The sequence below is a fragment of the Acinetobacter sp. RW6 genome, from assembly GCF_041956835.1.
GTDB classification, from domain to species: domain Bacteria; phylum Pseudomonadota; class Gammaproteobacteria; order Pseudomonadales; family Moraxellaceae; genus Acinetobacter; species Acinetobacter calcoaceticus.
This window is the reverse complement of sequence record NZ_CP167121.1, coordinates 1,323,882-1,343,054: the sequence shown is the minus strand read 5'-3', so window position 1 is coordinate 1,343,054 and position 19,173 is coordinate 1,323,882. Positions and strand designations below refer to the sequence as shown.

At 38.5% G+C, this 19,173-nt stretch carries 17 protein-coding genes; 5 read left to right on the top strand and 12 right to left on the bottom strand.

Features of this window, described 5'->3' with window-relative positions:
* The first annotated feature begins 18 nt into the window (after positions 1–18).
* Positions 19–1,983 carry a multicopper oxidase family protein gene (locus ACB088_RS06330; protein ID WP_375038354.1) on the top strand — a complete coding sequence of 655 codons (1,965 nt, stop codon included), beginning with the start codon at positions 19–21 and terminating at the stop codon, positions 1,981–1,983.
* Positions 1,984–2,283: 300 nt separating this feature from the next.
* Positions 2,284–3,627 carry a PepSY-associated TM helix domain-containing protein gene (locus ACB088_RS06325; RefSeq protein ID WP_375038353.1) on the top strand — a complete coding sequence of 448 codons (1,344 nt, stop codon included), beginning with the start codon at positions 2,284–2,286 and terminating at the stop codon, positions 3,625–3,627.
* A 55-nt stretch (positions 3,628–3,682) separates the two neighbouring features.
* Here ACB088_RS06325 and ACB088_RS06320 read toward each other — a convergent pair whose 3' ends face one another.
* The 3 genes from ACB088_RS06320 to ACB088_RS06310 all read right to left on the bottom strand — a co-directional run bounded on the left by ACB088_RS06320 (position 3,683) and on the right by ACB088_RS06310 (position 6,820).
* Positions 3,683–5,779, bottom strand: coding sequence for a TonB-dependent receptor (locus ACB088_RS06320; protein WP_375038352.1), 2,097 nt, complete (start codon positions 5,777–5,779; stop codon positions 3,683–3,685).
* A 52-nt stretch (positions 5,780–5,831) separates the two neighbouring features.
* Complete coding sequence (locus tag ACB088_RS06315; RefSeq protein ID WP_348635023.1) at positions 5,832–6,248, bottom strand: DUF2946 family protein; 417 nt, start codon at positions 6,246–6,248, stop codon at positions 5,832–5,834.
* Positions 6,249–6,343: 95 nt separating this feature from the next.
* Positions 6,344–6,820: a GNAT family N-acetyltransferase gene (locus tag ACB088_RS06310; RefSeq protein ID WP_199991316.1), complete on the bottom strand. Its 477-nt coding sequence runs from the start codon at positions 6,818–6,820 to the stop codon at positions 6,344–6,346.
* A gap of 104 nt (positions 6,821–6,924) precedes the next feature.
* On the opposite strand from ACB088_RS06310, the gene ACB088_RS06305 reads away from it, so the two are divergent.
* The gene (locus ACB088_RS06305) at positions 6,925–7,347 is read left to right on the top strand and encodes a MarR family transcriptional regulator (protein WP_213074552.1); all 423 of its coding nucleotides are present in this window, start codon (positions 6,925–6,927) and stop codon (positions 7,345–7,347) included.
* Between the two features lie 158 nt (positions 7,348–7,505).
* On the opposite strand, the gene ACB088_RS06300 is transcribed toward ACB088_RS06305, so the two are convergent.
* Positions 7,506–8,060, bottom strand: coding sequence for a TetR/AcrR family transcriptional regulator (locus tag ACB088_RS06300; protein WP_375038351.1), 555 nt, complete (start codon positions 8,058–8,060; stop codon positions 7,506–7,508).
* A 755-nt stretch (positions 8,061–8,815) separates the two neighbouring features.
* Positions 8,816–9,787: an aldo/keto reductase gene (locus ACB088_RS06295; RefSeq protein ID WP_375038350.1), complete on the bottom strand. Its 972-nt coding sequence runs from the start codon at positions 9,785–9,787 to the stop codon at positions 8,816–8,818.
* 170 nt (positions 9,788–9,957) lie between these two features.
* Between ACB088_RS06295 and ACB088_RS06290 the strand changes: the two genes are divergently transcribed.
* Complete coding sequence (locus ACB088_RS06290) at positions 9,958–10,845, top strand: LysR family transcriptional regulator (RefSeq protein WP_375038349.1); 888 nt, start codon at positions 9,958–9,960, stop codon at positions 10,843–10,845.
* A 127-nt stretch (positions 10,846–10,972) separates the two neighbouring features.
* Here the strand turns inward: ACB088_RS06290 and ACB088_RS06285 are convergent, their stop codons facing one another.
* From ACB088_RS06285 to ACB088_RS06255, 7 genes are all read right to left on the bottom strand, one after another.
* The gene (locus ACB088_RS06285) at positions 10,973–11,806 is read right to left on the bottom strand and encodes an SDR family oxidoreductase (protein WP_375038348.1); all 834 of its coding nucleotides are present in this window, start codon (positions 11,804–11,806) and stop codon (positions 10,973–10,975) included.
* Positions 11,807–11,922: 116 nt separating this feature from the next.
* Positions 11,923–13,131 (bottom strand): multidrug effflux MFS transporter, encoded by a 1,209-nt coding sequence (locus ACB088_RS06280; RefSeq protein WP_375038347.1) that lies wholly within the window; start codon positions 13,129–13,131, stop codon positions 11,923–11,925.
* 38 nt (positions 13,132–13,169) lie between these two features.
* Entirely contained in the window at positions 13,170–13,862 is a 693-nt protein-coding gene (locus ACB088_RS06275) for a flavodoxin family protein (protein ID WP_375038346.1), read from the bottom strand.
* Positions 13,863–13,878: 16 nt separating this feature from the next.
* Complete coding sequence (locus ACB088_RS06270; RefSeq protein ID WP_375038345.1) at positions 13,879–14,979, bottom strand: alpha/beta fold hydrolase; 1,101 nt, start codon at positions 14,977–14,979, stop codon at positions 13,879–13,881.
* A 16-nt stretch (positions 14,980–14,995) separates the two neighbouring features.
* Positions 14,996–16,132, bottom strand: a complete 1,137-nt coding sequence (locus tag ACB088_RS06265; RefSeq protein WP_375038344.1) for a carboxymuconolactone decarboxylase family protein — start codon at positions 16,130–16,132, stop codon at positions 14,996–14,998.
* 39 nt (positions 16,133–16,171) lie between these two features.
* Complete coding sequence (locus ACB088_RS06260; protein ID WP_375038343.1) at positions 16,172–17,221, bottom strand: alpha/beta hydrolase; 1,050 nt, start codon at positions 17,219–17,221, stop codon at positions 16,172–16,174.
* A 19-nt stretch (positions 17,222–17,240) separates the two neighbouring features.
* Positions 17,241–18,092 (bottom strand): aldo/keto reductase, encoded by an 852-nt coding sequence (locus ACB088_RS06255; protein WP_375038342.1) that lies wholly within the window; start codon positions 18,090–18,092, stop codon positions 17,241–17,243.
* 157 nt (positions 18,093–18,249) lie between these two features.
* Between ACB088_RS06255 and ACB088_RS06250 the strand changes: the two genes are divergently transcribed.
* Complete coding sequence (locus ACB088_RS06250) at positions 18,250–19,143, top strand: LysR family transcriptional regulator (protein ID WP_375038341.1); 894 nt, start codon at positions 18,250–18,252, stop codon at positions 19,141–19,143.
* The last annotated feature ends 30 nt before the right edge of the window (positions 19,144–19,173 follow it).

Genomic DNA, 19,173 nt, shown 5'->3' with positions numbered 1-19,173 from the left:
TTAAGGCCTATATTCATTATGAAAATAGCTCATTTAATATTATGCACGCCTTTAACTTTGCTTAGTTGGTTTGCATCAGCAAATGATTCTTCTGAACGTGTATTAGAAGACCCACCCGATATGGCTGTTGCACGTAATCATGTCGCATTACTTGCTGCACCGAATCCTACAGTGTCATTAACAAATGCACCGCAAATGCAATCTTCAAATGAAGCATTGTTTACTTGGGAAGTTAAAAAAACGAGAAACAGACTTTGGAACCCAGCGACAAATCGTTATGACGAAGTCCTTTTACGTAGTTATCAAGGTACAAATACACAGCCCAATACGCCTTATATTGCTCCGACAATTGAAGTATTTCCCGGAGAAACTGTACGGGCAAATTTAGATAATCAACTTGATATAGACCCGATTACTCACAAAAAATTTCCTAAAGACCCAAGTTGTACTGGCGATCATTTTGATGTGAATAAACCACATTGTTTTGATGGCACTAACATGCACACTCATGGTTTATGGATTAACCCAGCCGGAAATAGTGATAACGTTTTAGTTTCGATTAATCCGGGTGTTAATTTCCAATATGAATACAACATACCACCCGATCATCCCGCAGGAACATTTTGGTATCACCCGCATCGACATGGTTCAACTGCTATTCAAGTTGCAAGTGGCATGGCAGGTGCGTTAATTATTCGCGGATATCGCCAGCCTACCCCAAATAAGACAGGTGATTTAGATTTACTCACTTATGGGTTTAAAGAAAGAACTCTGGTTTTTCAGCAAATCCAATATGCTTGCTACGATGCTAACGGAAAAATCGAAACTGATCAAAATGGCAACTATATTTGCCAAAACAATCAAATTGGTGAAATTAGAGATTATCAAGGTTTTGGCCCTGGCGATTGGGGAAAATCAGGACGATATACGAGCATCAATGGAGAAGTTCAACCCTTCATCACTCAAGCGGTTGCAGGAGAAGTTGAGCGTTGGCGAATGGTACATGCTGGTGTCCGCGACAGTATCAACCTGAGCGTTCGTCAAATGCAAAATATTCCATCTAAACTCAATTTGACACCAATGGGTGAAAAGAAATTATTAAGTGAAAGTTGTACAGGACCTATTGTAAGTCAACACATCATCGCAGCCGACGGTCTAACCCTCAAACAAGTTATGGACAAAACAGTAACCGTCTTTCAACCAGGTTATCGTTACGACGCATTAATTCAATTCCCTCAAGAAGGTCGTTATTGTTTAATTGATGAAGCGGCTTCGGCTTCTGCTAACGTGGACCGTACATTTTCACAGAAACACTTACTCGGTATAGTTCAAGTCAATAAAGCCAGCTCTGCAACGCAGTCTTTAACAACGGCTTTAAGCAATAATGCATACCGAAATATCGCCCCAGATATGCGTCCCGCAGTGCTTCAAGATTTACAACAAAATCTAAAGCTCAGTCACTTTGTTCCTCATCAGGACCTACCAGCAACATCGAATAGACAATTTTTAGAATTTAATATTGATACTAAGGCTAATCCAACTCAGTTTCAGGTGAATGGAAAACCATACAAACCAGACCGAATTGACCGTACGCTCGAGTTAGGTAAAACTGATGAATGGATACTCACTTCTAAATTAGCCAGCCACCCTTTTCATATTCATGTAAACCCATTTCAAGTGGTGGCAGTATATGACCCTAACGGTAAAGATGTAAGCGATATAAACGCCGTGGATGACTATGACAAAACGGCAGCTCCCGACCCACAATATCGCGGTCTAAAAGGGACATGGAAAGATACAATCTGGGTTAAAAACGCACAAGGAGCCAGTTATAAAGTCGTTGTGAGAACCAAGTACCAACGCTACATCGGTGACTTTGTATTGCACTGCCATATTTTAGATCATGAAGATCAAGGCATGATGCAAAATATTCGAATTAGTCTTCCTGATGGAAATGGTGGCGTTTCACAAGGCCATCACTAGTTTTGGACTGCAATAAAACTTTATTCTAAAAAAACCGCTTATTTTAATATAAGCGGTTTTTTTAATACTAATAAAGAAGTAAAACAGTTTGAATTATAAGTTGTAGAGTTATCAAATAAGGTCTTAAATAGTAATTAAAAAAGGCATAAAATTTACCAAGCAATAAAAACTGCTTAATTGTTAGGCCAATTTGTCTACATAAGAGCTAATCAAATAATTTAATAGCAGTTACAGCTCGATCAACATTAAGAGAAATAAGTCGTTATAATCCGCCCAACACCTGATAGACATTATCTTCTGATGCTGACCCATTCATCCTTCTGGCGTAGTCTTTATCGTTTAATTCATATTTATGCTGGTATTTTTATTGCACCATTTATATTGGTCGCTGCATTCACTGGCTTACTCTATGCAATTACACCTCAACTTGAACAATCTATTTATAAAGATGTTCTGTATGTTGAACCGCTAAATAAGGCGCAATATCAGCTCAGTCAGCAAATTGAAGCTGCAAAAAAAGTGATGCCTAAGTCTGCACAGGTAATTGAAGTTAGACCAGCCCCAAGCTCTGATCAGACAACTCGTGTCATTTTCTCAGACCCGATACATCATTTTACCAGTGAAGCTGTTTTCATTGATCCCTTTACGCTTAAAGCCAAAGGCCACTTAGCTGTCTATGGGACCAGTGGAGTACTGCCGTTTCGGACTACGCTCGATCAATTACATAGCAATTTATTACTAGGAAAATGGGGCCGCTTTTACAGTGAACTGGCTGCAAGCTGGTTAGCCATTTTAACTTTAACTGGCTTATATAATTGGTGGAAGCGCCGTCAAAATCTTAAAATCAGACAAACACAAAAAAATAAATTATTGAGATGGCATAGCACGCTTGGTTTAGTTTTATTTCCACTTTTATTATTCATTGCCATTACGGGTCTTACATGGTCCGAGTGGGCTGGAGATAATATTCGGGTTGCTCGTCAATGGCTCAACTGGCAAACCCCAACATTAGCAACTTCTCTTCAGACAGATAATTTACCTACAGTGATGCACCATGAACATCACGAGATGCCACACAGTGAAAATCTTAATTTAAATATTGTGTCAGGTGAGTACGATACCGCTCTTTCAATAGCTAGAGCACATGGCATTGAGGCGGCACAAATACAAATCAAACCACCCACCAGTGGAAATCAAGCTTGGACAGTGGCCGAAATTCAGCGTAAATGGCCAACTCAAGCTGACAGCATCGCAATTGATATGGAACAACATAAAGTCATCGATCAAATTGCTTTTAAAGACTACTCACTGGTGGCAAAACTCACTCGTTGGGGAGTAGATGCCCATATTGGTATGTTATTTGGTTGGATAAATCAGTTGGTTCTCGCACTTTATGCGCTTACGCTTTGTATCATGATTATTTATGCATATAAAGCCGCGTTTAAAAACTCAAATTTAAAACTCATGACAACTCACTTTGTTGGTCAAAGCTTATTGGTTTGGAAACGTGCAACTGGCCCACAAAAATTATCATTAATATTGGTGAGTCTAGTATTAGGCCTAAGCTTACCTGTGTTCGGTTTTAGCATATTATTTACGCTATTCATCCTTACAATGCGTAAATACATCCCTTCTAAATCATAAGTCTTCATTTTAGTAAGGAGTTAGACTGAAAAACTGTGCCTAACTCCTTTTTTAATCAAAAGTTCCAAGTCAAAGATAAAATTGCCTTTAACGGCTCTCCAGGTTGTACCCATTCATCTGTATAGCTCGAAACGTAATAATCCTTATCGAACACGTTATCAATGTTCAATTGCGCTCGCAGATCAGGACGAACTTGCATATAGCCCCCAACATTCACCACCGTAAATTCTGGCAAACTGGTTCCATTATCTATGTAGTTCGCACTGCGTTTGCCAAAATAGTTGATTGTTCCTACCAAACCAGCTTCTCTACCCAATAGTTCAAACTGATAATCTGCATTTAAATTTGCGGTGTGTTTGGGAATGTTTTTAAGGCGAGCACCTTTTGTATCAACTTCACTTTCAATGACCGATGCCTTTGTAAAAGTGTAATTGGCTCCCACACGGAGATGATCATTGAATTGATGTTTTAATTCGACTTCTACACCATGACTTTGTACACGGCCACTATCTACATAACTATCGGTAATACCTTCGGTCAATAGATGTTGTTTATCTAAATCAAAATAGGTTAACCCCAACCAGCTTTGCGGTAGATATTCGTATTTAGCTCCAATTTCCCAACTTTGAGTTTTCTCTGGGTCATAAAGTTGATTGTCTTTATTAAGCCCCGTATTTAACTCAAAAGATTTACCCCAGTTGCTATAAAAGGAAAGTTTTGTCGTAGGCTGGTAGTTCACACCCACGCGTGGACTAAACGGCGTAAAGTCCTGTTGATCTGAAAGACCTGTTTTATAGTCATCAATTTGTTGTTCCAGATGGTTAAAACGTCCCCCAATCAGTACATTCCATTCGGGATTTAAAAAGATCTGATCTTGTAAATTCACTCCCAGCATATTTTGAATTTCTTTAGAGTTTTTCGTGGTTCTAGCCAGCGCTAAAATATTTTGCCCATACACTGGATTGTAAATATTAATTGGGCTTGATGTACCCACGGCATTACGCAGTTGAGTTTGATCTATGGTGTAGTGGCCAGCTTCGACATTTGCAACAAGTTCGTGCTTTACCGCCCCTGTATTAAACTTTCCGCGCAGAATTGACTGAAGCTGAAATGTATCTGTTTCAAATTGACGGTAACGTCTAAAACGATTTGCGGTTTGTCCATCTGCCGCAATGCTTGAAATTTCAGTTGAGGTTCCTGCTCGTTCCCCATGGTTATAGCTAAGAGCGGTGGTGTTATTCCAGTTCTCATTGAATTGATGATTCAAACGTAACTGATACATCTGATCTTTAACCTTAATGTCACCATCCGATGGTTCGCCTAAAAAGGTCTTCTTGTTGACAACAAACTGTCCATTAACCATCGGTATACCACGATCAAAAACACCTTGATGTTCTGAAAACTCGGTGTCGAGATTGAGTTGTGTTTGATCCGATATTTTCCATGCGAGCTGTGGAGCAACAAAGTAATGCTGACTATCGACATGATCTCTAAAACTCTGGTTATTTTCATAAGCCAATCCCAAGCGATAAGCCAGTGCATCATTTAATGCGCCTGTACTGTCTAGAGAAGCCCGATATTCTTCTAAGGTACTGCCGCTTAAACTCGCCTCATTTTTTTGCGTCCACTCGGGTTGTTTAGTCGTAATGTTCATAATGCCACCAATAGCACCTTGTCCATACATGGCAGCCATTGGACCTTTTAAGAAATCAATTGCTTGGATATTGACCATGTCTCTTGGGGTATGGATGCCACTTAAAGAACTCAAACCATTACGTAAATAGCTGGTTCCCATATTTGGGTCGGTACTAAAGCCACGAAATGAGTAGTTATCCCAAAAACCGCCACCATAACTATCCTGATAAACTACGCCATTCACTCGTGATAACGCATCACTCACCCGCTGAATATTATTGTTCTTAATATCTTCTGCCGACACATGAGACTTAGTAAATGGAACACTCAATAAGCTGTGTTCAAATTGAGTTAATCCTGTTGAAGAAAAAGAAGTCTCGGCAACATCTTCAGCCTTAATTGTAATTTTCTCTAATTCAGTCGTCTGATTATTAGGTTGGCTTTGTGCCATTGCCGACATCGAAAATTGAGCAAACAAGATACTCCACGCAAGTGGATTGAGTAAAAATTTAGACATGACAAACTCTGTTTAGTAATGAATGAGGGACTTATCTGTACCCATTAACCAATTAAGCAAAACAAAGTTGTTGAGGTGGAGCACGGCCTTGGGGCGAGAGAAATAAACGCCGTAAATAAAATAATATATAAGTGATGGTTGCTAATATGATTAAGCGAACAGTCACTCCAATTTCAAACAGAGATAATTTGAAGCCATCAATTGTTGCAATGTGACTATACAAATAACAAAAATGACAGCTTGTGCTTGAATCGTGTTGGGCGCTCTTGTTTGAAATTTTTTTATTTACATGCGTTGATAGATGATGAGATGAATGTGGTTCCGAGCTCATTTTAGAATGGTGCATTACTTCTACAATTTGAGCACATACCAACTGCTGATGCATTTCATTGGGCAATAGGCTTTGCCAGAACACAAAGTTCTGTAGCAATATTGCTAGCAAGCCTATTATGATCCCAAACCGGTACATGAAAACTTATTCTCATCAATGTAAGCCGGAAAATAACATAATTTCATTCAAATCATTAGCGTTTTCTTAAATGCAGTCTTTCTGATTATTAAAATTTAAAGCTTGAGCAGAAAAATTAAAGAGTCTCGATCTGGATAAATATAGTTAAATGGAAGATCACTTTTAGCAATTTCTATAAAACCAGCTTGTCGATAAAATTTATGCGATCTAGTGGCCTTTGATGGAGTATCAAGAACAATCGTTTCAAATTTCTTGTTTTGAGCAAATGCTATGAGTTCATCATACAAAGCCTTTCCAACTTTTTCCCCTCTTAGCTCTGAGTTAACAAAGAATTTTTTCAAAATTGCTGATTTGGAATCATAGGCTTGGAGTCCCAAGGTGCCAACAACTTCATCTTGGTCATTTAAAGCTAACCAGAAATTTCCTCCAGATTGAATATAATATTTTGTGATATCAAGCAGATCAGGTTGTTCATCTAATTGTATATCTACTTTAAACTCATCATTTTGAATTTTCAAAATTAGATTAATCGCCTCATCCTGATACTTATTTGTATATTCAACAATTTTCATTTTTCAAACACCATAAGAACTAAAAAATACGGGTATATACCCGCATATTAGTAAAAATATATACTCCTTACAAGAATTACGCTTTGTGGCAAAATAGATTTAACTTGATAAAAGCAACTGAAATTATGATTTTACCTTGTTACAGCGCCATTCTACGTAGTGCTTCACGACGCTTAAGCCATCAATACAATACTGCTCTCGCCGAGTTTGGAATTAATATTACCCAATTTTCTCTTTTATCAATGATTAAAAGAATGGAACCGATTAGCCTTTCGACTTTGGCCAAAATGATGGAGTTAGAGCGATCTACAATAGGACGGAATGTAAAGGTTCTAGCTAAAATGAAATTGGTTGAGTTATTACCCGGAGAAAGCGATCAAAGAGAAGTTACCTTAAAGCTAACGCAAGAAGGCCATCAATTATTGAAAGACTCTTATCCTCACTGGAAGAAAGTTCAACAAGAAATTGAGAATAAAATCGGCAAAGATCAAATATCAGTTTTAATGGATATATTAAATAAAATTTAGTTAAAAAATTCTAACTCACCAGAGAAGTTAGCATGTTAAGCCCGTTAAAGGGCTTAAGTCGGTTTATAGAAAATTTGGATTCAGTGACGCAAAGATAGAAAACCTAAGAAATATTCAGCTTTCTTGCATTGTCTCCAACTGTTGCGTCAAACTTTAATTTACACAAACCCCGCCAAAAAATAATCCAGCAGCCTTTCCCTGTCATCCACGCTATTTACATCTAAAAGCTGAACCATCGCCCCATCAATCACAAATAAAAACATGTGGGCATCTGGCTTTAAAGCATTTGGGTTAATTGTTAAAAGTAAATTATAAATTTCTTTGATCAACCAGTTTCGATATTCAACGACCACCTGATACGCCTTGGGATGTGTTTTTGAAATCTCAAAAATAGCTTTGAAAGGCAAATGATAGAGTCCGTCTAAATCTGCATGTAAAAAGTAAATTTTGCGAAGCTTTTCAAGCAGGGTTAATTCTTTTTGAACATAGATAATCGAAATGACCTCATGTTTAAGTCCATCTTTTTGAAAGGTTAAGCTCATTTCAATGAGCCTTTCTTTTGAGTGAAAGTAGTTATAAAACGTGGCTTTCGGCATCTTTGCAGTTTCAATAATTCGGTCTACCCCGACATTATGAAAGCCATAATTGTTAAAAAGATAACGGGATGTATGAAGCGCGCTTAAAGCACGAAATGGAAGATCTGAATGTGGCATAGTTTTACCGTTATAAAATAAATTTTTGTTGTATATAAATGAGATACTTTTTCTATCAAATAAAAGGCATAGCAAAGCCACAAAGACTGTGCTTGGCACATCTCAAGTTTTATTGTTGATGCAAGTTTTTGAGCCGTAATGACTTAAAGCCTAAAAACCCTAAAGGTAATCAAGCTGATAATATGATTTAAGTTGTATCGTTATAGCTTTTGGCAATGGCTGCCAAGAAATGATGAATGTACAAAGCCAACTCCTTTTTATTGGGAGTTCTGCCAAAACATTATAAATTATGGTGGCAGAACGAAAGAGGGTTAGCAGACTTGGTAATACACAAGCACACCCGAGGGTGTCCCTCTCCCGTCCTACCGCTACGGGAGGAGACTAGGAGCTTACACACAAAACTATCCCTCAGAAGGAATAATTCTGATGCGGTATTACATGCGGTCTGCTAAAACCGACTGGCAATGTAGGCCAGTATGCAAATGGTAATCTTCAATATTTAAGGTGTCAATGTGAAATTGGCTAGAAAATATTTAATTAATTATTGTTTTTCATTAAATTACATAATTAAGAAAAACCTTAAATAATGGCTTAACAATTTAAATTCTACTTTTACAACATCAATATAAGTTCTCTATCTTTTGTTTGTATGGTGCATAACTGGTGTGAGATGCATAGGAAGAACTCATCTCCCCATGCATCGTAATTAGAAAGAAATCGGCATACTACCTTCAAATATTACCAATTTATATGGATTACTGATCATCCATATCTAAAAGTTCTTTAGATAAGCGTTCACCTTCGATCTCAATTGAAGCAAGAATCACCTCTATCTCGTTTAAGTCTTCTGTACTCAACCGAACATCGGCAGAACGAATGTTGTCAGCTAAATAAAGTTCTTTATCGATCCCCGGAACCGGTACGATAAAATCTTTTTGTGCAAGTAACCATGCAAGTGCAATTTGAGCTGATGTTGCTTGCTTTTTATGTGCAATTTCTGCAATTTTATTGACCAATGGCATATTCGCAACCATGGCTTCACGGGTAAAACGAGGGAAAGTTGCTCTTAAATCTGTCTTTGGGTCAAAAGTTGTATCTGGATTAATCGTCCCAGTTAAAAAACCTGTACCCAAAGGCCCCCAAGGCACAAATCCAATTCCTAACTCTTCACAAACAGGTAATACATCTTTTTCAGGTTCACGTGTCCAGAGAGAATATTGATTCTGCACAGCAGTGACTGGAAATACCTGATGAGCTTTACGAATTGTTATCGCACTTGCTTGAGATAAACCAAAATATTTAACTTTACCTTCATCAACAAGCTCTTGAATCGTTCCTGCTACGTCTTCAATAGGTACATTAGGGTCAACACGATGTTGATAAAATAAATCGATATAGTCTGTCTGTAGACGTTTTAACGAGTCTTCACACACTTTACGAATATTTTCTGGGCGGCTATTGATTCCTATATCAGAAATCATGCCAAACTTAGTTGCAATAATAACCTGATCTCGAATGGGCTTAAGTGCTTCCCCGACTAGTTCTTCATTTATATAGGGGCCATAGGCCTCAGCAGTATCAAAGAAAGTTATTCCGTCTTCGTAGGCTTTACGGATCAGAGCAATACCCTCCTGTTTTGATTTTGCCTCACCTAAGCCAAAACTTAATCCCATACAACCCATACCAATTGCAGAAACTTCTAGTTCACCTAATTTACGCTTTTGCATTTTTAATCTCATTTATCAATTTCATGAACAAATGATAAAATTTATCTATAGATTGATTAAGATCAAAAAATAGCAAGGGTTTATGAATAATATTCATAAATCATTTTTACATTTACAGCTATAAAATTTAATATGTTATAAGAATTTTGATGACTATAGAGAAGCCACTAATGATTGATAATTTAAATGATATCAAAGCTTTAATATTAGTTGCTCAAACAGGTAGCTTTACTAAAGCTGCTGCACAACTTGGCGTGTCGCAATCTGCTTTAAGCCATACAATTAAATCCTTAGAAAACCAGTTAAATCTTCGTCTGTTGCATCGAACTACAAGAAGTGTCTCCCCTACGCCAGTTGGTGAACAATTTCTCAAAAAAATTGAGCCTCTATTAAGCCAAATTGATTTAGAAATAAATAACCTTAGTCAATTTCATAATACATTGGCGGGGAATATACGAATACATGCTACAGATCATGTTATTAATTATTTAGTTTGGGATAAATTAATTCCTATTATTAAAAAATATCCTGAAATTAATGTTGAAATTGCGACTGACTATAAATTTACCGATATTGTTGCTGAACGTTATGACATGGGTATACGCATAGGAATGCATATAGATAAAGACATGATATCTAGACGTATATCTCATGATATCAAAATGGCAGTTGTCGCAAGTTCAGAATATTTTAAACAGAATCAAATACCCATAACTCCTGATGACCTGATTACACATAACTGTATTAATATGCGGTTGCCTACAAAAGGTGGAATCATGGGGTGGGATTTTAAAGACTCAAATGGTCAAATATTTGATAAACATGTGGATGGACAACTCACATTTAATCAGGTTCCTATGCTCATTAAAGCAGCCAAAGATCACTTAGGTATCATTTGGGTTCAAGAAGATAGAATCCAAGATGAACTTGCATCAGGTGAGCTGGTTAAAGTTTTAGATGATTGGGCTATGACATATGAAGGATATTATCTTTACTATCCACATCGACAAGAATCGAACCCTCTTTTTATGTTATTCGTAAATTCTTTAAAGCTTTAAAAGTCAGACATCTAGCCCCTAGATTTCTGACTTTGTTCAAGATTAATACTTTCTAATATTCAACTATGTTCTGTGCTTGTATAAACACATACTTAGAATTATCTTCTGTGGTCTGAATGAAGGTTGCTTAGGAAGCTGTTGGTGCGAGTTCACCATACCAATAAGAAGCAGTTACACCACCATCCATCAAAAAATCGCTGCCAGTGATAAAAGTACCCTCTGGCCCCATTAATAATGCACCCACGGCGGCAACTTCATCTGGCGTTCCTGCACGTCCCACAGGTGATAATTCAAGCATTTTTCGATATCCTTCACCTCGAGGACCAGTAAATTCATCTTTTGCTAAAGGAGTAATAATGATTCCTGGGCTGATTGTATTAACCCGTGCACCACGCTTACCCCAACGGACAGCTTCCGCCATCACGCGTAAAGAATTACCTCGTTTAGAAATCTGATATGCATGCAATGAATCTTTAATTTGATTGAGTTGCAACATTGGCTGGTTTAACAGCTCATCAGCCGGTACTGTTGCGAGAATTTTGTTTTCCTCAATCGTCAACGCCGGTATTCGATGTCCAGATTGTGAAGAGATCACAATACAAGAGCCCCCTGCTGCAATCACCTCTCCAAATTCTTCTAAAATCACTGCGGTACCATATAAGTCTACTTTCAGAATCACTTCAGGTGTAGCTTGAGATGGAGAAACACCTGCCGCATGAATAACACCCGAAATGCTACCAAGTGATACAGCACGTTGAACAAGCTGTTGTATAGACTCACGTGATGAAACATCAACAAGAGTTGTACTTACCTCAAAACCTGCTTCACTGAGTACTTTGGCTGCCGCCTCCGCATTTTCTTTTTTTAAATCAGCCAACAAAATGTGCTTGCCTACACTCACTCGACGAGCAATTGCTTGTCCAATTGAACCTGCACCTATAACCACAATGACATTTTTCATTTTTCTCTCTTATTCACTTAAGATGGTAATGAAACCATTATAGGTATTGATTTTCGAATGATTAACACCTTAAAAGTTATAGCCCTTATGAATCAGATTCATTAATAAAATCTTCTTTACGAATGTTTATGAGGAATAAACGCCATTACTGCACTCAGTACTGTAAAAATTGTCATAATGACAATCATGGTCGTAGGTGTGCCCGTAGATAGCCATGCAAGCAAAAGAGAAGAAATGATTCCACTTCCATATTGCAATGAACCAATCAGTGCCGATGCTGAACCAGCCATTTCAGGTACACCATCTAGTGCAGCCGCGGTTGAGTTAGCTGCAATCATGCCATTCATAGAAAAAAAGACAAAAACCATGGCAATAATGCTATAGATTCCCCCAATTTGGGCATAGAACAAAACGCAAAGAATTAAGAGTGCCAACATGGCAATCGCAGTGGTAAATTTGAGTAGTTGATCGAGGCTAAATCGTTTGACCAAATTACGATTCACAAAACTCAATCCCATCACCCCAATGATGTTGAGTGCAAACAACCAGCCATAATGTTGTGCATCTACGCTATAAAAAGAAATATAAACGAAGGGTGAGCCAACAATAAAAGTAAAAGCAGCAACATAGAAAAATGTCACACACAATGTATAACGCATAAATTGCGCATTACTAAGTAATTGACCGTAATTTTTAAACGTATTCATCACTGAGGTTGTGGTTCTTTTTTCGGGAGCATGAGTTTCGGGCAAAAAGAATAACGATATAAACATTACTGCACCAATCATTGCTAACAACCAGAAAATGCTATGCCACGTACTAAACTTAATGATTTGTCCACCTAATAGTGGTCCAGCAATCGGAGCGATTGCCATAATAATCATTAGAGTTGAAAGCATTTGAGCAGCTTGGGTCCGAGCATACAAATCTCGAATCATAGCGCGACCAAGCATAGGACCTGTGCATGCCCCAAAAGCCTGAAAAACTCGCCAAAATACGATCTGTTCAATTGATTGTGATAATGCACAACCAATTGAACCAATTACAAAAAGAATCATGCCAATGAATAAAGGAATTTTCCGTCCGATACGGTCACTCATTGGGCCCCATATTAACTGTGCCAATGCGAAGCCACCCAGAAACCCTGTAACTGTCAGCTCAACATTCCCATTTAATTCATGTGCCATTTGTGGCATGGCTGGTAAGTAAATATCTGTAGAAAGTGACGTAAATGCCATTAATGCACCTAAAATCATCATAAAGAACCAACTTGAGGTCTGTATGGTGTTTTTAGAATGTGAGATAGGGGCAGATGATGTTGGCATTTGAGAAACTCTATAAATTTTGCTTAGATAAAAAAGAATTAGTTCGTTGCATGGTTTTGCAATAGCTGATGAATAAGAGGATGGTTCACTGACAAATTTTGTAGCCATTGTGCAATTTCAGTTTTAGCTTGATTGGCTCTTTCTCCTTCCATCACAAATAAAATCCCATCACGTTCAATTCCACCTCTTAACTCAATACTTTGGACCATTTGACAGCCGCGGCAATATTGGTTGAATTGAGTAAGACTCTGTCCCATGCCATAACCAGCATTGTTATTGAAAGGGACAATGGTTTTGCCATTCAGATCGGCTTCATACTGTTTCAAGAAACTTTTGACTGGTGGTGGTAACTGCATATCCCATGTTGGAAAACCGACAAAGATGACATCGTATTGCCCAATGTTATCGATTTGAGTTTTTAAGGATGGTAAATAACCCTTCTGATTTTCCTCATCGACTTGACGAACTATCGCTTGATAATTCTCTGGATACGGGTTTTGCAACTCTAAAGCCACCAATTCCCCACCTACTTTGTCTTGTACCATTTTGGCAAGAGCTTCAGTGTTTTTGGTTCGAGACAGATAAACAATCAAGGCTTTAGCATTGCCTTGCACATTTGGATTTGAAGAAGGACTTATGGTTTGGGCAACTCCTGTATTCTCTGTACTTGGACAAGCAGTTAAGCAGAGTGTATACAAGAATAGCCACATCATCCGCAGAATGCTTGACATGGTATTCCCTCTTTTTTTAATCCAGTTTATTTTGCTTAAGCCATTCTGAAAGCAGTTGTGCAATTTGTCCGTTGTTCAGATCAGAAAAAGGAAAATGAGTATTTCCATAAATACCAATTTCTGGCAAATGGACTAATTGAGCGTGTCCACCATGTTGATTAATCTTATCAACCCAAAGCTGTGCCATTTTTAAACGCACACGCCAATTGTCTTGCCCTGCATTTTGCTGTCCTGCATAGCCATTTTTTTCAGTGGGAATGTTGTCGCCATAATAAATAATGATTGGCATTTTGGTCAGCTTCTCGAACTGTGCCATTTTTACAGGGGTCGGAGCCACTGTTCCTGTAGCACTCGACATCGGCTCAGGCAGTTCATTTTCAGGAAAAACAAAACCACTGCCTGGTTCATACGCCACGATGCCTTTAACCTGACTAGATTTGATTGCTGTCCACCAACCTGGTCCACCACCTTGTGAATGTGTAATGAGTACGGCATCTCCCGATTTCTTCAAAACCTCAACCATTGCATCGCTAATTACCTGTTCATCATAAGCTCCAGTATTTGGAGTCATTTGACGGAAATATTGATTTAAAGCTTCTGGATTTTTTGAAAACTGTACACCATTAAAAAAATTAGGATATTGCCCTATACGAAACATATTAAACCAAGCTTGGTCGTTAGTCGTTGCAGGTAGTTCCGCCGCTACAGTCGATTGGCCTGCTTGTCCACGGCGTGGCTGATCTACTACATAAATCGGGAAATTCTGACGTAGAAAAATTGTTTGAAATCCCTCTCGACCATCGGGGGTTGTTCCCCACGTTTTGGCCGATTGACCTGCACCATGTAAAAAAACCAGTGGATGAGGACGGGCATTTTCAGGAATTTGATAAAATACAGAAGCATGGTCACCATGCAAAGTTTGACCTTGAGGGGTAAACAATTGTTTATCATCAAATTGACCCGCAGTTTGGATCACTTTCCCACCCGCTGCAAAATTACCTTGTTGGGCAATCTTTAAAATATTTGATTGCAGAGGGTTGATTGAGCAGGCTGAAATTGAAGCCGCAATACAGATTGAGAGCAGCACTTTGCCGAACATCGAGTTGGTATTCATCATTTCTTTCTCATCTCAATTATTTTAATTGCTGTACAACACTTTGAGCATTGTTTGCCAAATCATTGCCCACGGCTTGCTGTAAAGTCATCATAATTTTCTGCATTTGAGTAGCATCTACACCAAGATTTTGAGTAATTCTTAAATGCGAACGTAATTGCGCATTAACATCTCCTAATGCAGATAGCGTACTCACAACAACTAATTCACGTTCTAAAGGAGGCAAGTTATCTCGGCTAAACAGATAACCAAACAAATGGGCTTTCAAAGCGTGATCCATCGTAGGTGAAAAATTATCGAACAGCGGTTTTGAATTGTCTTCGATAGAGGTTTTATTCAGATAAGCGAGTCGTTCTATACCAAGCTGATAATAATCGGTATTACTTGGTAAAGTGCTTGGCATTGCGCCCTGTGTATCTTTGATACCCTTTTTCTCACGCTCTTCAAGTAGGCTTTTAAAAGTTAGCATCCCGTTTAACGCGCGTGGAAAACCTGCATAAGCATATTGATGCGTAAATACTTCTTTAATTTCATTGACCGTTAAACCACTATTCAACCCACTAACTAGTGCTGGCTTGAGTTTTTCAATATCTCCTCTTGCAGTAAATGCAGCAATTGGAATCAAACTTAATTGTTTTTGATTTAACACTACTGATTTGCTGTTTTTGGAAGATTCTGATGTTGGTTTAGCATCAGTTAAATTTACTTTTTCTAACCATGTAACACTTTTGCCATCGGTAGCGACAGGACTCATGGCGATGTGCGACATTGGGCTATGTTCACTTGCTCCATGCCAATGTTTAACATTGGGTGGACACCAGATCACATCTCCCTTATGAATGGTTTGAATAGGCTTACCCCATTCCTGTGTACGCCCTTCGCCCTCAGTCACAATTAAATATTGACCATGAGGATGTGTATGCCAGTGAGTGATAGCTCCTGTTTCAAAACTAACAATGGCAGGAGCAACATTACCTGTGGAAGGCATTACAGGGAAACGTGAAAATTCAGCTTTACCTGAAAAGTTATTGTCTGGGGCTGATTGAATAGCAAGCTGCTCTGCTCGAGTAATCTGCTGTTCTATCTTGTCTTCAGCCCAGACCATTCCCGAAAGAGAACTCATTACAAGTAAGGCATTCACCTGATTTTTCATCATATTTCCTATCATCCTATAATATGCAAATCACAAAGTTTTCTATTTCAAATTTTTGCTATAGAAAGCGGTCAACTGACCCATTGCCTGTTTGACATATTCAGGCTTCCAATATGTTTCGATATGAGTCGCATTTGGAATTTTGAATAAGGTTTTATCTTTTGTGCCTGTGGCTTTTGCAAAAGCATCTTCAGTCATATAAAGGCTATCGGCCTTACTGCCTGCGATCATTAATAAGGGCTGATTGATCAACTCGATTTGATCAGTTGCATCCCAACGCATCAGATCAAGTAAACTGCTCATGGTATATTTAAAAGTCGAATTCGGATGAGCATGTGTTCTCCAATAATATTCATAACCTTGGCGATACATCTCAAATGGTAATTTGGCAATCTGCTCATCAGTCATATCGGCATCACCTGCATAGAGAACCGTACCTCCTGCCGCTTCCTGAGCACGAGCATCAGAGGCTTGTTTTATACGCTGTTGAATCGTGTCTAACTGAGAATCTGCAAAACCATTACGGCGAACTCGTCCTGAGTTGAACATGCTTAAGGTAGCCACTGCTTTAAAACGTTTGTCCGTTTCCGCTGCTGCCAAGGAGTAGCCACCTCCACCGCAGATTCCAAGTAAACCTAAACGCTGACTATCTACACCTGCATATTGGGTAATAAAGTCTGCCATGCCATGCACATCTTCAATACGATTTGTGGGTTTATCTACACTACGAGGCTGTCCGTCACTGCCACCTTGATAAGCAGCATCGGCCGTAATAGTGATATAACCTTGTTCAGCTAGACGTTGTGCATATAATCCGGCAACTTGTTCTTTGACCCCACCATTTGGGTGTGCCACTACAACTGCGGGATACTTCTTATTGGCATCATAATTAGCTGGGGTATAAACATTAGCGACAATATCTAAACCATTCAGCTTATAAGTCACAGGATGAATATTGACTTGCCCTTTAACGTTTTTAGTAATTGCACCACCATAGACTAGGCCAAAAGGGTTGTCTTTTTTATCTGCTGCAAAAGCAGCACCAGAAGTCGTAATTACTGCTGACATTAAAATGGTATTTAAAATTTTCATCATCATTCCTCATCTAAACTTATACATCTATTTTTCGATGGGCTAACCACTCAATCATGGCTGGATCACGATGTGAGAAAAATGCGCTGGTTGCTGTATCCATTGCTGCAATTTGGGTCATATCTTCTGTTGATAATTCGAAATCAAAAATATCGATATTTTCTTGCAAGCGTTCTTTGCGCACAGATTTCGCTAAAGACACAATATTTCGTTGAAATAACCAACGTAAAACCACCTGTCCTACAGACTTACCGTATTTCTGCCCAATTGTTACCAGTACAGGCTGATTGAATAAATTATTACGGCCTTCAGCAAAAGGTGCCCATGCTTCTGGTTGAATATCACGAGATTTCATCCATGGCACAGCATGCAATTGTTGGTTAAATGGATTGACTTCAACTTGATTGACCGCAGGTTTTACCTTATTAAATGCGATAAGATCGGCTAAACGATCAGGATGAAAGTTACTGACACCAATTGCACGGATTTTACCTTTAGCATATAACTCTTCCATTGCTCGCCATGCGCCATGCACATCACCAATCGGTTGATGGATGAGATAAAGGTCAAGATAATCTAGTTGCAAACGGTTCAATGAACGTTCAAATTGTGCTTTTGCGCCTTCATAACTGGCGTCTTGTAACCATAACTTTGTAGTGACAAATAATTCATCACGAGCGATTTGACTTTGGCGAAGAGCATTACCCACTTGCGTTTCGTTTTGATAAGAGGCTGCCGTATCAATCAGTCGATAGCCTGCTTCTATCGCATGTAATACAGCTTGTTCACATTCCACAGGATCTGTCATTTGAAACACGCCAAAACCAACAAGAGGCATTTCAACATCATTATTTAATCGAACTGTTTTCATCGTTATCTCTCACCACGTACATACAAGGTATTGGTTAAAAAATAACTATAACTCGACAATAAGGAATGTATTAGCTAGGCAATTTCGATTACATTTATATGAATTTTTGATTAATAAAATTCTATTAACAAAAAAAATAGTATTTTCGAGGTGCCGCATGTCTGAAAATTTAGATGATTTAAAATCTTTTATTATTGTTGCTCAAACAAGGAGCTTTACCAAAGCAGCGGGACAATTAGGTGTATCCCAATCTGCCTTAAGCTATACCCTTAAAATGCTTGAACAAAGGCTTGGCATTAAACTATTGAATCGAACAACTCGAAGTGTTTCCCTCACACAAGAAGGTGAGCAACTTCTTAATGATATTGAACCTCTCATCACAGGCATTGAACAAAAGCTCTATAACTTGAATGAATTTCGGGATTCACCCCGCGGTAAGTTACGAATTAATGGAACTGAGATAAGTCTCAACTTTTTATTATGGGATAAATTATCGAAATTTTCACATGACCATCCCAACATACAACTTGAAATGACCATGGACTATGCCTTTACGGATATTGTTAAGGATCGCTACGATATTGGGATTCGATTGGGAGAAAATGTCCATAAAGATATGATCTCGGTTAAAGTGAGTCATGAATTAGAAATGATGACTCTGGCTTCGCCCGCCTATTTGCACACATACGGCGCTCCTCAAATTCCTGATGATCTACACCAACATCGATGTATTGGATTGCGCTTACCCAGTCATGAACGTATTCAATCATGGGAGTTTAAAAACTCACAGCAAAACTCAGAAATTCAAACACTATCTCCTGAGTTTTCAATGGTTGTTAGTCATGCAAGATTACAGTTAAAAGCGGGTTTAGATGGGTTAGGGATTGTCTGGCTACCGAAAATTATGGTTGAGGCCGAAATACAAAAAGGTAATCTTGTGACGGTATTAAAAGATTGGGACATGAGTTATTCAGGTTACTACATGTATTACCCGAGCCGTCGTGAGTCTTCACCCTTATTTCGGTTATTAGTAGAAGCATTACGTCTTTAATTTTAACTGTAAATATCAGGCAAAAATGTA

Bases quoted from the DNA above. Each gene is read 5' to 3' on its own strand.
- ACB088_RS06330 (WP_375038354.1), top strand. From the start codon at position 19: ATGAAAATAGCTCATTTAATATTATGCACGCCTTTAACTTTGCTTAGT.
- ACB088_RS06325 (WP_375038353.1), top strand. From the start codon at position 2,284: ATGCTGACCCATTCATCCTTCTGGCGTAGTCTTTATCGTTTAATTCAT.
- ACB088_RS06320 (WP_375038352.1), bottom strand. From the start codon at position 5,779: ATGTCTAAATTTTTACTCAATCCACTTGCGTGGAGTATCTTGTTTGCT.
- ACB088_RS06315 (WP_348635023.1), bottom strand. From the start codon at position 6,248: ATGTACCGGTTTGGGATCATAATAGGCTTGCTAGCAATATTGCTACAG.
- ACB088_RS06310 (WP_199991316.1), bottom strand. From the start codon at position 6,820: ATGAAAATTGTTGAATATACAAATAAGTATCAGGATGAGGCGATTAAT.
- ACB088_RS06300 (WP_375038351.1), bottom strand. From the start codon at position 8,060: ATGCCACATTCAGATCTTCCATTTCGTGCTTTAAGCGCGCTTCATACA.
- ACB088_RS06295 (WP_375038350.1), bottom strand. From the start codon at position 9,787: ATGCAAAAGCGTAAATTAGGTGAACTAGAAGTTTCTGCAATTGGTATG.
- ACB088_RS06290 (WP_375038349.1), top strand. From the start codon at position 9,958: ATGATTGATAATTTAAATGATATCAAAGCTTTAATATTAGTTGCTCAA.
- ACB088_RS06285 (WP_375038348.1), bottom strand. From the start codon at position 11,806: ATGAAAAATGTCATTGTGGTTATAGGTGCAGGTTCAATTGGACAAGCA.
- ACB088_RS06280 (WP_375038347.1), bottom strand. From the start codon at position 13,131: ATGCCAACATCATCTGCCCCTATCTCACATTCTAAAAACACCATACAG.
- ACB088_RS06275 (WP_375038346.1), bottom strand. From the start codon at position 13,862: ATGTCAAGCATTCTGCGGATGATGTGGCTATTCTTGTATACACTCTGC.
- ACB088_RS06270 (WP_375038345.1), bottom strand. From the start codon at position 14,979: ATGATGAATACCAACTCGATGTTCGGCAAAGTGCTGCTCTCAATCTGT.
- ACB088_RS06265 (WP_375038344.1), bottom strand. From the start codon at position 16,132: ATGATGAAAAATCAGGTGAATGCCTTACTTGTAATGAGTTCTCTTTCG.
- ACB088_RS06260 (WP_375038343.1), bottom strand. From the start codon at position 17,221: ATGAAAATTTTAAATACCATTTTAATGTCAGCAGTAATTACGACTTCT.
- ACB088_RS06255 (WP_375038342.1), bottom strand. From the start codon at position 18,092: ATGAAAACAGTTCGATTAAATAATGATGTTGAAATGCCTCTTGTTGGT.
- ACB088_RS06250 (WP_375038341.1), top strand. From the start codon at position 18,250: ATGTCTGAAAATTTAGATGATTTAAAATCTTTTATTATTGTTGCTCAA.